Annotated in this window: 10 protein-coding genes; 2 read left to right on the top strand and 8 right to left on the bottom strand. The window is 63.2% G+C overall.

Features of this window, described 5'->3' with window-relative positions; all coding sequences use genetic code 11:
- Positions 1 to 2 precede the first annotated feature (2 nt).
- Both KJP28_RS10730 and typA read left to right on the top strand, forming a co-directional pair.
- Positions 3 to 971, top strand: coding sequence for an alpha/beta fold hydrolase (locus tag KJP28_RS10730; RefSeq protein ID WP_218392534.1), 969 nt, complete (start codon positions 3 to 5; stop codon positions 969 to 971).
- A 56-nt stretch (positions 972 to 1027) separates the two neighbouring features.
- Positions 1028 to 2848, top strand: a complete 1821-nt coding sequence (typA, locus tag KJP28_RS10725; protein ID WP_218392533.1) for a translational GTPase TypA — start codon at positions 1028 to 1030, stop codon at positions 2846 to 2848.
- Positions 2849 to 2970: 122 nt separating this feature from the next.
- On the opposite strand, the gene KJP28_RS10720 is transcribed toward typA, so the two are convergent.
- From KJP28_RS10720 to dksA, 8 genes are all read right to left on the bottom strand, one after another.
- The gene (locus tag KJP28_RS10720; protein ID WP_218392532.1) at positions 2971 to 3258 is read right to left on the bottom strand and encodes a DUF1330 domain-containing protein; all 288 of its coding nucleotides are present in this window, start codon (positions 3256 to 3258) and stop codon (positions 2971 to 2973) included.
- Positions 3259 to 5910 carry an alanine--tRNA ligase gene (gene alaS / locus KJP28_RS10715; RefSeq protein ID WP_218392863.1) on the bottom strand — a complete coding sequence of 884 codons (2652 nt, stop codon included), beginning with the start codon at positions 5908 to 5910 and terminating at the stop codon, positions 3259 to 3261. It lies immediately after the preceding gene.
- A 180-nt stretch (positions 5911 to 6090) separates the two neighbouring features.
- Complete coding sequence (recA, locus tag KJP28_RS10710; RefSeq protein ID WP_218392531.1) at positions 6091 to 7158, bottom strand: recombinase RecA; 1068 nt, start codon at positions 7156 to 7158, stop codon at positions 6091 to 6093.
- Between the two features lie 203 nt (positions 7159 to 7361).
- A complete protein-coding gene (locus KJP28_RS10705) occupies positions 7362 to 9743 on the bottom strand; it encodes a hybrid sensor histidine kinase/response regulator (RefSeq protein ID WP_255552299.1) in 2382 nt (793 codons plus the stop codon).
- Between the two features lie 155 nt (positions 9744 to 9898).
- Entirely contained in the window at positions 9899 to 11068 is a 1170-nt protein-coding gene (locus KJP28_RS10700; protein ID WP_218392530.1) for an RsmB/NOP family class I SAM-dependent RNA methyltransferase, read from the bottom strand.
- Positions 11068 to 12522 (bottom strand): IMP dehydrogenase, encoded by a 1455-nt coding sequence (guaB, locus tag KJP28_RS10695; protein WP_218392529.1) that lies wholly within the window; start codon positions 12520 to 12522, stop codon positions 11068 to 11070. The genes KJP28_RS10700 and guaB overlap by 1 nt, the downstream gene beginning before the upstream one ends.
- Positions 12523 to 12641: 119 nt before the next feature.
- Entirely contained in the window at positions 12642 to 13811 is a 1170-nt protein-coding gene (locus KJP28_RS10690; RefSeq protein WP_218392528.1) for an FAD-dependent monooxygenase, read from the bottom strand.
- 59 nt (positions 13812 to 13870) lie between these two features.
- Entirely contained in the window at positions 13871 to 14293 is a 423-nt protein-coding gene (dksA, locus tag KJP28_RS10685; protein WP_218392527.1) for an RNA polymerase-binding protein DksA, read from the bottom strand.
- Positions 14294 to 14309 lie beyond the last annotated feature (16 nt).

Below are 14309 nucleotides of genomic sequence, written 5' to 3'. Positions count from 1 at the left end.
CCATGACCGATATGCAGAAGATCGCAACCAACGGAATCGCGTTGAACGTGGCGCTGGCGGGCGACGGCCCGCTTGTCATCCTCGTCCACGGCTTTCCTGAAAGCTGGTACAGCTGGCGACACCAGATCCCGGCGCTGGCCAAGGCCGGGTATCGCGTCGCCGCACCCGACGTGCGCGGCTATGGCGAGTCCGACCGCCCGCACGCCATCGAAGCCTACGACATGGAGAGCATGACCGCCGACTTCGCCGGACTTGCCAAGGCACTTTCCCCGGATGACCCCGCCGTCATCGTCGGCCACGACTGGGGCGCACCCCTTGCGTGGAACTCTGCCCGCCTCTACCCCGACACTTTCCGCGCGGTGGCGGGCCTGTCGGTGCCCTATTCCACCCCGGGCGAAACCGTCCCCCTCGACCTCTACAAGAAGCTCTTCACCGAAAAGGGCCGCTTCTTCTACCAGGTCTACTTTCAGGATGAAGGCATCGCCGAAGCCGAACTGGAAGCCGACCCCGAAGACAGCATAGCGCGGTTTCTCTGGGCGTGGTCGGGTGACGCATATCCAGACGGCTGGCCCACGGACAAGCCCCACGGCGACAAGGTGCTCACCGGCATCTCCCGCCCGCCATTGCCTCTCCCCTGGCTGACACAGGAAGATGTCGATACCTTCGCCGCCCAATTCGAAGCCTCAGGTTTCCGCGGCCCTCTCAACCGATACCGCAACTGGCATCGTGACCATGCGTTCCTGAAAAACCACCCCTCGAACCCGATCATTCAGCAACCCGCGCTCTTCATCGGCGGCGAATACGACCCGGTCCTCACCATGTTCGCCCGTCCGCCTGCGGAATTGCTCCCCGACGTGCTCGCCGACTTGCAAGGCTGCCACATGCTCCCCGGCATCGGTCACTGGACCCAACAGGAAGCGCCCGAGGCGGTAAACACGCGCCTGATCGACTGGCTCGCAAAACTGCACTAGCCATTCCTCCCGCCCCCCTGTATGGCCCGCGTCAGAACAACAAGGACGCGCGCAATATGGACCTTCGCAATATCGCAATCATCGCTCACGTCGACCACGGCAAGACGACGCTGGTGGACGAGCTGCTCAAGCAATCCGGGGCCTTCCGTGAGAACCAGGCCGTGGACGAGCGCGCGATGGATTCGAACGACCTCGAGCGTGAGCGCGGCATCACGATCCTCGCCAAGGCCACGTCGGTGGAATGGAAAGGCACGCGTATCAACATCGTGGACACGCCCGGCCACGCCGATTTCGGCGGTGAGGTCGAGCGCATCCTGTCGATGGTGGATGGCGTTGTCTTGCTGGTCGACGCGGCCGAAGGCCCGATGCCCCAGACCAAGTTCGTGACCTCGAAGGCCCTCGCACTGGGCCTCAGGCCCATCGTGGTCCTGAACAAGGTCGACAAACCCGATGCCGAACCCGATCGCGCGCTTGACGAAGTGTTCGACCTCTTCGCCAATCTCGACGCCGATGACGACCAGCTCGACTTCCCGCACCTTTACGCCTCCGGCCGTTCCGGCTGGTGCGACCCCGAACTGGACGGACCGCGCAAAACCCTCGACGCGCTCTTCAACCTGATCGTGAATCACGTCCCGGCCCCGAAACAGATCCGCCATCAGGACGAAGACTTTCGCATGCTCGCCACCACGCTCGGCTCCGACCCCTTCGTGGGCCGCATCCTGACGGGCCGTGTCGAAACCGGCCGCGTCAAGGTCGGCCAGACCGTGCAGGCGATCTCGCGCATCGGCCAGAAGATCGAGCAATTCCGCGTCACCCGCGTTCAGGCCTTCCGGGGGCTCGGCCAGCAGGACATCGAACTGGGCGAAGCCGGCGACATCGTCTCGCTCGCCGGCATGTCCAAGGCGACCGTCGCCGATACGATCTGCGCGCTTGCCGTGGACGAACCACTCGACGCCCAGCCCATCGACCCGCCGACGATCACCGTGACATTTGGCATCAACGACAGCCCGCTCGCAGGTCGCGACGGCAAGAAGGTCCAGAGCCGCGTGATCCGCGACCGGCTCATGAAAGAAGCCGAATCCAACGTCGCCATCAAGATCGCCGACACCCCCGGCGGCGAGGCGTTCGAGGTGTCCGGGCGCGGCGAACTCCAGATGGGCGTCTTGATCGAGAACATGCGCCGTGAGGGCTTCGAGCTGTCGATCTCCCGACCGCAGGTGATCATGCGCGAAGAAGACGGCCAGCGCATGGAGCCGATCGAAGAAGCCACCATCGACGTCGACGACGATTATTCCGGCGCGGTGATCGAGAAACTCACGGGTGCGCGCAAAGGCGAACTGGTCGAGATGAGACCGGCGGGCGTCGGCAAGACCCGGATCATCGCCCACGTGCCGTCGCGCGGTCTCATCGGCTACCACGGCGAGTTTCTGACCGACACCCGCGGCACCGGCGTGCTGAACCGCGTGTTCCACGGCTGGGCCCCACACAAGGGCCCAATCCCGGGCCGACGCGCGGGCGTTCTTATCTCGATGGATGCGGGCGATGCCGTGGCCTATGCACTGTGGAACCTCGAAGAGCGCGGCAAGATGTTCATCGGCCCGCAGGAAAAGGTCTATCAGGGCATGATCATTGGCGAGCATTCGCGCGAAAACGACCTCGAGGTGAACCCGCTCAAAGGCAAGAAGCTCACCAACGTCCGCGCCTCCGGCACTGATGACGCGGTGCGCCTCACCCCACCGACCATCCTGTCGCTTGAAGAGGCCATCGCCTACATCAACGACGACGAACTGGTCGAAGTGACCCCGAACGCGATCCGCCTGCGCAAACGCCACCTTGACCCGCATGAGCGCAAGCGCGCGGCCAAGGCAAACGGGTAACGTCTTTCCGGTCCTGAAATATCCCCGCCGGAGGCAAAAAATCGCCCGCCTGACCCCAAGGTCAGGCGGACTTTTCATGCGCGCGCGCCAGCGCGCTCAATTTGAAAACTCTCTGAAAGCACTCACTCGTTGATTTCAACGATCACCAATTCCCGCTCGGATGCACCCCGCGCGTGGTCGAGCGCGGCCTGGTATTCCGGCGAGTTGTAGCAGGCTTCCGCATCCTCGACCGAGGGGAACCGCGCAACCACGTTGCGGGGCCGCTCGGTGCCTTCGAGTTGCACGTAACGCCCGCCCCGCGCGATGAACGCGCCGCCATGCTTGGCGATGGCCGGACCCGCCAGCTCTGCGTATTTGCCGTAGGCTTCGGCGTCGGTGACATTCACATGTGCGATCCAGAGTGCAGGCATCTATCCCTCCAACAGTTTTTCGGCCTCGGCAATCGCGGCCTCGGCGCCTGAGAAATCCTTGCCGCCGCCCTGTGCCATATCCGGGCGACCACCGCCGCCCTTGCCGCCGACGGCGGGGACTGCAGCCTTGAGAACATCTACGGCCGACACGCGGTCGGTCAGGTCGTCGGTCACACCGCAGGCCACGGCCACCTTGCCGTCCTCTTCCGCGATGAGCAGCACGACGCCGGACCCGATCCTGCCCTTGTGTGCATCGATCAACCCGCGAAGGTCCTTTCCGGAGACACCTTGAAGCGCCTGCGCGAGAAACTTGACCCCGCCGACCTCCTTGACGTCGCCACCGGTTTCACCACCGCCGCCAAGCGCGATCTGCTGCTTGAGCTGCGCAATCTCGTTCGTCAACTTCTTGCGCTCATCCAACAGCCCCCGGACCCGGTCCACCAGCTCGGACGGCTGCGCCTTCAACACGCCCGCCAGCTCCGCGATCCGCTTGGCCTCATCCTCGAGATAGGCGAACGCCGCCTTGCCGGTCAGCGCCTCGACACGGCGCACCCCGGCCGAGGACGCGCTGTCCGACAGGATCACGCACAGCCCGATGTCCCCCGTCCGGGTCACATGCGTGCCGCCGCAAAGCTCGATGGAATAGGTATTCCCATCCGCACCCTTTCCGGTCGCGGATTTGCCCATCGACACGACCCTGACCTCGTCGCCGTATTTCTCACCGAACAGCGCCTGCGCGCCGATCGCTCGGGCGTCGTCCGGAGTCATGATCCGCGTTTCGACCGGCGCGTTCTGACGAATGAACGTGTTCACCTCGCGCGACACGTTGTCGATCTGTTGCTGCGTCAGCGCCTTGTTGTGGCTGAAATCGAAGCGAAGCCGGTCTGGCGCGTTGAGCGACCCACGCTGGGCGACATGGTCACCCAGTTCTTCCCGCAAAGCTTCGTGGATCAGGTGCGTGGCCGAGTGATTGGCCCGGATCGCCGTGCGCCGCAGGTGATCGACGACAAGCTCCGCGCCTTGCCCGGTCGCGATCTCGCCGCTTTCGACCTTGGCGGAATGGATGAAGACCCCGGCGACCTTTTTCGTGTCACTCACCTTGGCCTCGCCCGTCGGCGTCTTGATGAACCCGGTATCGCCGACCTGGCCACCGGCTTCTGCATAGAACGGCGTCTGGTTGACGACGATCTGCACCTCTTCGCCCGCCTTGGCGCTCTTGCCCGGTTCGTTCCCGATGACCAGCGCCACGATCTGCCCTTCGGCATGTTCAGTGTCATAGCCCAGGAACTCGGTCGTGCCTTTCTCTTCGGCGATGTCGTACCAGACGGTCGCATCCGCCGCCTCGCCCGACCCCGACCAGGCCGCCCGCGCCTTGGCTTTCTGCTCTGCCATGGCGGTGTCGAAACCCTCGGTGTCCACGACCCGCCCCATCTCGCGCAGCGCATCCTGCGTCAGGTCGAGCGGGAAGCCGTAGGTGTCGTAAAGCTTGAACGCGGATTGACCGGGGAGCGCCTCGCCCTCCGGCAAACCGGAAAGCTCATCGTCCAGAAGCTTCAGCCCGCGATCCAAAGTCGCCTTGAACCGCGTCTCCTCAGACAACAGGGTTTCCTCGATCAGCGCCTGCGCACGGCCAAGCTCGGGATAGGCCTGGCCCATCTCGCTCACCAATGTCGGCACCAGCCGATGCATGACGGGATCCGCCGCGCCGAGCAGATGCGCGTGCCGCATGGCGCGCCGCATAATCCGGCGCAGCACGTAGCCCCGGCCTTCGTTCGATGGCATCACCCCATCCGCGATCAGGAACGAAGTCGAGCGCAAGTGATCGGCGATTACCCGGTGATGCACGTTCTTGTCGCCGTACGGATCGACGCTGGTCTGATGCGCCGAAGCCTCGATCAGTGCCTTGAACAGGTCGGTGTCGTAATTGTCATGGCTGCCCTGAAGCAACGCCCCGATCCGTTCCAGCCCCATGCCGGTGTCGATGGACTGCATGTCGAGCTCACGCATCGAGCCGTCCTCGAACTGCTCGTTCTGCATGAAAACGATGTTCCAGATCTCGATGAACCGGTCGCCATCTTCTTCCGGGCTGCCCGGAGGTCCGCCCCAGATGTGATCGCCGTGGTCGTAGAAAATCTCCGTGCACGGACCACACGGGCCAGTCGGCCCCATCTGCCAGAAATTGTCCGAGGTGGCGATGCGGATGATCCGGTCTTCCGGCACGCCCACCTTCTTCCAGATTTCGAACGCCTCGTCGTCGGTGTGAAACACCGTGGTATAGAGCTTGTCCTTCGGGATCCCGAACTCGCCCGTGATCAGCTCCCAGGCAAACGGGATCGCCTCGTTCTTGAAATAGTCGCCGAAGCTGAAATTCCCCAGCATTTCAAAGAACGTGTGGTGACGCGCGGTGTAGCCCACATTGTCGAGGTCGTTATGCTTGCCGCCGGCCCGCACGCATTTCTGCGCCGTCGTCGCGCGCACATAGTCGCGCTTTTCGACTCCCGTGAAGCAATTCTTGAACTGCACCATGCCGGAATTGACGAACATGAGCGTGGGGTCGTTGCGGGGCACGAGGGGGCTGCTGTCGACCACCTCATGTCCGTTTTTGGCGAAGTAGTCGAGAAAGGTAGAGCGGATGTCGTTCAGGCTGGCCATGTTCTTCCGGTTCGGCTGTGTTTTCAGGGGCGCGCGGCCCGTCCGTCCCGGTTTATCCATGTGCAGGAGGCGTGTCCACCACGACGAAAAAGGACGGACCGAAGCCCGCCCCTTTCCAGGTATTCTCCACCGCATATGCGCGGCGTGGGCCATTTCCGGAGTTGGCCGTCTCCGACCGGATCACTCTTCGATCATGTCCTCGTCGTGATGGGCCATGTCGAAGTCGAGCCCATGGGCCGCGCGGATCTTGTCCTCGATCTGATGCGCGATTTCCTTGTTTTCCTTAAGGAAGGTCTTGGCGTTCTCGCGTCCCTGACCGATGCGCTCGTCCCCGTAGGAGAACCAGGCACCCGATTTCTCGACCACGCCGGCTTTCACGCCGAGGTCCAAAAGCTCGCCGGTCTTGGAGATGCCTTCGCCATACATGATGTCGAATTCCACCTGCTTGAACGGCGGGGCGACCTTGTTTTTCACGACCTTGACGCGTGTGGCGTTGCCCACGACCTCGTCGCGGTCCTTAATCGCGCCGATCCGGCGAATGTCGAGCCGCACCGACGAGTAGAACTTGAGTGCGTTGCCGCCCGTGGTGGTTTCCGGCGAGCCGAACATGACGCCGATCTTCATGCGGATCTGGTTGATGAAGATGACCATGCAGTTCGAGCGCGCGATCGAACCCGTGAGTTTGCGCATCGCCTGGCTCATCAGCCGCGCCTGCACCCCCACGTTCGAGTCGCCCATGTCGCCTTCCAGCTCCGAGCGCGGCGTAAGCGCGGCGACCGAGTCGACCACGACCATGTTCACAGCACCCGAACGCACCAGCGTATCGACGATTTCCAGTGCCTGCTCGCCGGTGTCCGGCTGCGAGATCAGAAGCTCGTCGAGGTCCACGCCAAGGCGTTTCGCGTATTGCGGGTCGAGCGCGTGTTCCGCATCGACAAAGGCGCAAACGCCGCCCTTCTTCTGTTCTTCGGCCACGCAATGCAGCGTCAGCGTCGTCTTGCCCGAGCTTTCCGGCCCATAGATCTCCACGATCCGACCCTTCGGCAGACCGCCGATCCCAAGCGCAATGTCGAGCCCCAGCGACCCTGTCGAGGTCGAGGCGATCTCGGCCACCGGGTTGTCGGCGCCGAGCTTCATGATCGAGCCTTTGCCGAATTGACGTTCGATCTGGGCCAATGCCGAGTCGAGCGCCTTTTGCTTCTCGCTGTCGCGTTTCATATCGAGTTCCAGGAGGTTCGCGGTTGCCATGTTTTCTATCCTTATTCCACACCCTGCGCCGGGCGGCAATTGTGCTCTTGTTCGCCTTGTGTTCTGCCGGCATTGATGGAGAACAAAAGAGAACATTTCAAGAAAATTCTACGCATTCACCCTGCCACGAAAACGATTAACGAAGTGTTGACGGCGAATGGAGCGATGGCATCGAAGCGACAAATCCGAGTGAATTCGGTTAGTTATGGGTGAATTTGCCCAGATACCGTCGCTGTCAATTGCTGTAGCGAAAACGGTTTCGGCAGGAACACCGAATTGGGAATCCGCGATTGCTGTTCCGAAACCGAATCTTCGACATAGCCCGAGATGAACACCACTCTCACGTCGGGGCGATCCGTGAGCGCCTTCGCAACCCAGGTCGGCCCGTCCATGCCCGGCATCACCACATCCGTCACGATCACATCCACGCCCACAGCCGGGTCGGCGAGACGCTCGAGCGCGGCTTCCGCGCTATCCGCCTGGATCACGTCATAGCCATGCAGTTGCAATGCCCGTGCGGCGAACGCGCGGACAGGTGCCTCGTCCTCGACAAGCAGCACGTTTCCGCCCTGTTTTTCGGCGGTTCGATCGGTGATTTCCGCGAATGCCTCCCCATCAGGGGGCGCCACGTCGGGCAAGTCAGATCGGCGGCCGTGCGGTTGCGCGACATCTTCCGGGTGCGCATCGTCGCGAAGTTCCGGCGCATCGTCCGGGTCACTGAGCGCCACGTCGCCCTGCTCTTTCGATGCATGATGGACCGGGAAGTGAAGGACGAACGTCGTGCCCGAACCGACTGTAGAATCGACGAAAATATAGCCGCCGGATTGCTTCACAATACCATAGGCCATCGAAAGACCGAGCCCGGTGCCCTTCGACCCTTTAGTTGTGTAAAACGGCTCGAAAATCTTGTCGATCCTGTCGGGGGCGATGCCTTGCCCTTCGTCGATCACCCGGATCGTCACGTAATCACCCATCGGAACGCGCACGCGGTCCCGCTCCATCGGATGGTCGAGCCGCGTGTCGCGAACGTCGAGCCTGACGCGTCCACCGTCCGGCATGGCATCCCGCGCGTTGACGACGAGGTTCATCACCACCTGTTCCAGCTTTCGCTTGTCTGCACGGACGGGTTTCACCGAGGCGTCGTGCCGATACTCGAGCGTGACTTTCTCTCCGACCAGCCGCCCCAGCAGATGCGAAAGGTCGGACATGCTTTCGGCTAGGTCGATCACGTCAGGGCGCAGTCTCTGTTTGCGCGAAAACGCCAGCAACTGGCCAACCAGCGCCGCTGCGCGGTTCGTGTTCTGCGATATCTGTTTCAGATCGGCAAAATCCTGATCATTCTCATCATGCCGCATAAGCAAAAGGTCGCAATGGCCTGAGATTGCAGTCAAAACGTTATTGAAATCATGCGCCACCCCGCCCGCAAGCTGCCCGATCGCCTGCATCTTCTGGCTCTGAACGAATTGTCCTTCGAGCGTCTTCAGCTCCGTCGCATCGTTCAGAACCGCGACCAACGCATCCCCGTCGTCTCCCCGCATCCGCTCCAGAGACACCTGCAAAAAGGTGTCCTCTTCGCGCCGCCTGGCATGGACCGTTTCTGTGCGGCCGCTGTTGCGCCCGATCCATGCCTCGTCGAGCCAATCGTTCAGGGGGCGGCCAAGCCCTTCGACCAGTTCGGCGAAGGGCACGCCCGAAGGGGACTCGCAACCCAGAAGTCGGCGTGCCCGCTGGTTGGCCATCGTGATCGTGCCGGCTCGATCCAGCTTGATCAACGGAATCGGGAGGCTCTCGACCAGGCCCCACTCCGGCGTCGCGATCACGGGGCGTTCGGGTTCGGGCAGGAGATAGAGTTCGCGCCGCCCACCCGAAAGCGCCACTTCTGCGACCTGCACCGCGACACTCCCCTGCGACGCACGGATCGTGTGAACCTCGCCATTGCGGATCGGGTAATCCGTGAACACACGGTCGATCGACGTCTCACGCCCGCCAAGCAGTCGGCGCAGCGCTTCGTTCAGGAAAAGGATCGTGCCGGAGCGCGAGACCGTCATCATCGGCATCCCGATGTTTTCACCGGCATGACCCGCCGCGCGAAATTCACCAAGCTCGTCGAGTCGCCACAGAAACCCATCCTCGCCTATCCGGTGCACCGACAATTGTACGCGCTCGCCACGGTTCGGGATGTCTTCACGAGCCGACCCCAGCGCCAGCGCCTTGTTCTGCAAGCGATAGACGACGGTCGCCGGCTGGGACAGGATATCGCCGAGCACATTGGCCAGCGTCTTGCCGGCGGCAGCACCGTAACGGTCTTTCGCCGCGCGGTTCACATAGCCGATTTCGCCGTCCCGATCCGTGGTCATGATCGGCGCGGCATCTTCGCCAGCCAAGGCCGCGATCGTTTCCCTCAGCTGGATGCGTGACAACCGATACCGCCAGTGCGCGACCAGCGACAGGGATGCGAACGCAAGGAATACCATCCCCAACAATCCCGAAAACACCGCGATGACATCGTTTGATGTCAGAAACCCGATCCCGAAAGCCCCGAGCCCGACGAGCAACAGAACTTTGCAATGGCGGGTCAACGACATTGCGGCTCGCGTCACTGGTCCGGGGGACAATGCGGCTACAGGCAAATGGCGCTCGCTTTCGATTCGATTCCGGCCATTAAGGCGCGATTAGTCTTAATGCGAGATTAATGAACCGACATCGTTCAATCTAGGGTTGATCTGCGTCGGGCCGTTCCTCACGCCACCCCGTCGCGCTGCAGCACCGCAACAAAGAACCCATCGCCCCCGTCGAGCGGCGTAAACCGTTGACTCCGAACGATTTTCCATCCGGGCGTGCGGGAAATGAACGCCTCGATCTGCGCCTGATTTTCCTCATCGAACAGTGAACATGTGGCGTAGACAAGTTGCCCGCCCACCGCGACGAGCGGCGCGATGTCTCCAAGTATTTCGGCCTGAATATTGCAGAGTTCGCTGAGTCGCTCCTCGGTCAGATCCCATTTCCCCTGCGGCGCACGACGCCACGCCCCGGACCCCGAGCAGGGCGCGTCGGCAAGCACCATGTCGTATGTGCCGCCCATTCCGGGACACTCGAGAATCGCAATATCGACCCCGGCCCTCCTGACGCGTTCCGGAAGATCGTTCATCCGCTTCTGGTTCACGTCATGCGCATAGACCTCTGCGCCTTGTGCGGCCATGGCGAGCGCCTTGCCGCCGCCGCCCGCGCAATAATCCAGAACCCGCATCCCCGCCGTGACGCCTGTGAGGTCGATCACCGCCTGGCTTGCGACATCCTGAAGCTCGACCAACCCATCGTTGAACGCCGCTGACAGATGCACCCGCCTCGCGCCCTCGACCACCTCGAGCGCCGTCGGCGAAAGAGGATGCGCCGCCGTCACGATGCCGTCTGTTGCGAGCGCGGCGACGGCCTCATCGCGGCTGCACTTCGCGGCATTCACGCGAAGAAACACCGGCGCGCGCTTGCGCAACTCTGCCGCGACCGTCCGCCAATCGGGCCCGAGCGACCGTTCAAGATACGGCAGCAACCAATCCGGCATGTCGAGCCGAACCGCCTCCGGCAATGCGTTCAGGTCGCACACCCGCCGCTCATGGTCCTGCAGGGCATCCGGCGCGAACCGCGACCCATCGAACACCGCTTCCGGCGCGTCGCCTGCCTCCCGCAAGCCCCCGATGATCATCGCGCGACCGTCGTCACCCTGTCCCATAGCAGCATGCGAGCGCGCGCAACGTATCGCGGAATAGACCAGGTCGCGCACCGCCGCGCGATCCTTGGACCCGGCATAGCGGCTGGCGCGCGCCCAACGGGTCAGCGCCTGCTCCGGCGCCTGCCCGGCCTGCCAGGCGTCGAGCACGTCGATTGCGGCCTGTGCGCGGGCACCGGGCGTCATCAGCCGATCCGGTAATTCGGGCTTTCACGCGTGATCTGCACGTCGTGGACGTGGCTTTCCTTGAGCCCGGCCCCGGTGATCTTCACGAAGGTCGCGTTCTTGCGCATGTCGTCCACGGTCGCATTGCCGGTGTAGCCCATCGCGGCCCGCAGACCGCCCACGAGCTGGTGGATCACGGTCCCGGCCGGGCCCTTGTACGGCACCTGCCCCTCGATCCCTTCGGGAACGAGCTTGTCGCTGGCGGCATCCTTCTGGAAATAGCGATCCGCCGATCCCCGCGCCATCGCGCCGAGCGATCCCATGCCCCGGTAGGATTTGAACGAGCGTCCCTGATACAGGATCACCTCGCCAGGGCTTTCATCGGTACCCGCGATCATGCTGCCGACCATCGCGCAAGACGCGCCGGCGGCAATCGCCTTCGCAAAATCGCCCGAAAACTTGATGCCGCCGTCCGCGATCACCGGCACGCCCGACTTGTCGGCCTCTTTCGAGGAATCCGAAATCGCGGTGAGCTGCGGCACACCGACGCCCGCGACCATCCGCGTCGTGCAGATCGAGCCCGGCCCGATCCCGACCTTCACGCTGTCCGCGCCCGCGTCGATCAAGGCGCGGGTCGCTTCGGCGGTGGCGACGTTGCCCGCGATGATCTGCACCTGGTTCGATGCTTTCTTTGCCCGCGACACCGCTTCCAGAACGCCTGCCGAATGGCCATGTGCCGTGTCGATCACGACGATATCCGCACCTGCGTCGATCAGCGCCTGCGTGCGCTCGAACCCCGCATCGCCCACACTGGTCGCGGCCGCCACGCGCAGCCGCCCAAGGTCGTCCTTGCAGGCGGTCGGGTTCAACACGGCCTGCTCAGTATCGCGCAGCGTAAGAAGCCCGGTCAGCTTGCCGTTCTTGTCTGTGACCAGAAGCTTTTCGATACGCCGCGCCTTCATGAGGCTCTTGGCCTCTTCCCGGTCGGCAGGCTCCTTGAGCACGGCGAGGTTCTCGGAGGTCATCATGACGCGCACCGGCGTGTCGTCCGAGGTCGCGAACCGCATGTCGCGGTTGGTCACGATCCCCATGACGTGACCCTTCTCGTCGACGACCGGGAAGCCCGTGAAATTATACCGCTCGATCAAGGCCTTGGCATCCGCCAGCGTCTGGTCCGGGCGCAGCGTTACGGGGTTGTAGACGATCCCGCTCTCGAACCGTTTCACGCGCCGAACCTCGCGGGCCTGTTCCTCGACGCTCAGGTTCTTGTGGATCACACCGATCCCGCCCGCCTGCGCCATCGCGATCGCCATGCGCGCCTCGGTCACCGTGTCCATCGCCGAGGACAGGAGCGGGATGTTGAGCGTGATAGCCTTGGTCACCTTGGTGCGCGTATCCGCCGTGGATGGCAGCACGCTGCTCTCCGCCGGAACCAGCAATACATCGTCGAAGGTAAGCGCCTCGCGAATCTCCATTTGGGGCCTCCGTTGGAGTGTTCGTTTGGCAGTTTCCTATTTCACGGAGGCGCCGGAATGGAAAGGGGGTATGGCGAGAAATATGGCCCGTCCCGCACCCCTGATCGGCATTGCGCCTCTCACGCCGCCTGCGTCACGTCGTGGTCGTAGATCCAGTCGTAGCGCGACAGGATGGTTTGCGGCGCGAACCGATCCGCGAACCGGAGCGCGGTATGGCCCGCGAAACGCAGAAGCGGGTTCGCATAATGATAGTTCCGCGCATTCGCGTTTGCGGCTTCGATCACCCGGGAGGCCCGCGTCCGCCGCCGCGCCTGATACAATGCCGGACCCTCGTCCAGCCCCGCGACCGCAAGACAATCGGCCAGCACCCAGGCATCCTCGAGCGCAAGTACGGCACCCTGCGCCATGAACGGAAGCGTCGGGTGCGCGGCATCGCCCAGGATCACCGCGCCGCCCTTGTGCCATTGGTTGGCCACCGGATGACGGAAGAGCCCCCACAGGTTGACCGTATCGACACGGTCGAGGATGTGACGCGGCAAGTCCCCGAACCGTGAGAACGCCCGCCGGAGGTTCTCCGGGTCGTCTTCGTGGTGCCACCCCTCAGCGGCCCAAGTGGCGCGTTCTTCGACGGCGACGATGTTGACGATGCTCCGGTCGCGCAGAGGATAGGTCACGAAATGGCGCCCCGGTCCCATGAAGACGCGGGCCTCCTGCGGCTCGTCGCCCGTGGCAGGTACGATCGCGCGCCATGCGACCTGCCCGGTGAACGACGGCTCGCGCACCCCGTTCAAGACCTCTCGCATGACCGAATGCAGTCCATCCGCGCCAACCACGAACGGCGCGTCGCGCGGGCCTTCACCCTCGATTTCGAGTGTAACCCTGTCGCCGATCCCGACATGCGTGACCCGCCGCGTCGTCTCGACCGAAACGCCGACCTCTTCGGCCCGTTCGAGCAGGATCGCGATGATATCGGCCCGATGCACCAGCAGGAATTCCTGTTCCGGTCGCTGCCCGGCCAGATCGAGCCGGATCACGCGCTCTCCCGTCAGCCCGTCATGGAGCGTGACCGCATGTGACCTGGGGCAAACGTCGCGCATCCGATCCCCGACCCCCAGCGCATCGAGCACCACGAGGCCATTCGGGCTGATCTGTATCCCGGCACCGACCTCACGCACACTTGGGGCCTGTTCGAGAACCGTGACCCGCGCGCCGCGCATGGCAAGCGCAATGGACGCCGCGAGACCCCCTATACCGGCCCCCAGAACCGTGATCTCCTGACCGATCAGCATGTCCGTATCCTTGAAAGAAAAACGGCACCGAAGCGGTTGCCTGGTGCCGTCTGCTGCGATCAGGTGTCGCGATGCACTTTCTCGCGCCGTTCGTGCCGCTCTTGCGCCTCCAGGCTCAGGGTCGCGATCGGCCGCGCGTCGAGACGCTTGAGCGAAATCGGCTCGCCCGTTTCCTCGCAATAGCCGTATTCGCCCTCGTCGATGCGGCGCAGCGCACTGTCGATCTTTGCGACCAGTTTTCGCTGGCGGTCCCGTGTGCGCAATTCCAACGCCCTGTCCGTCTCTTCGGACGCGCGATCTGCGATGTCGGGAATATTCCGGGTCGAGTCCTGCAGGCCCTCGATCGTGTGCTTGCTCTCGTCGAGCAGTTCGGCTTTCCAGTTGAGTAGCTTGCGGCGGAAATACTCCACCTGGCGATCATTCATGAAAGGTTCGTCTTCAGCCGGGCTATAATCCTCTGGCAGGAAGGTTTCAGCCTTCATTCCACTCTCCTCTAAA

This window comes from Maritimibacter dapengensis, from assembly GCF_019218265.1.
In the GTDB taxonomy this organism is placed as follows: domain Bacteria; phylum Pseudomonadota; class Alphaproteobacteria; order Rhodobacterales; family Rhodobacteraceae; genus Maritimibacter; species Maritimibacter dapengensis.
Note: the sequence above shows the minus strand (reverse complement) of the source record. Positions and strands in the feature narration are given on the sequence as shown.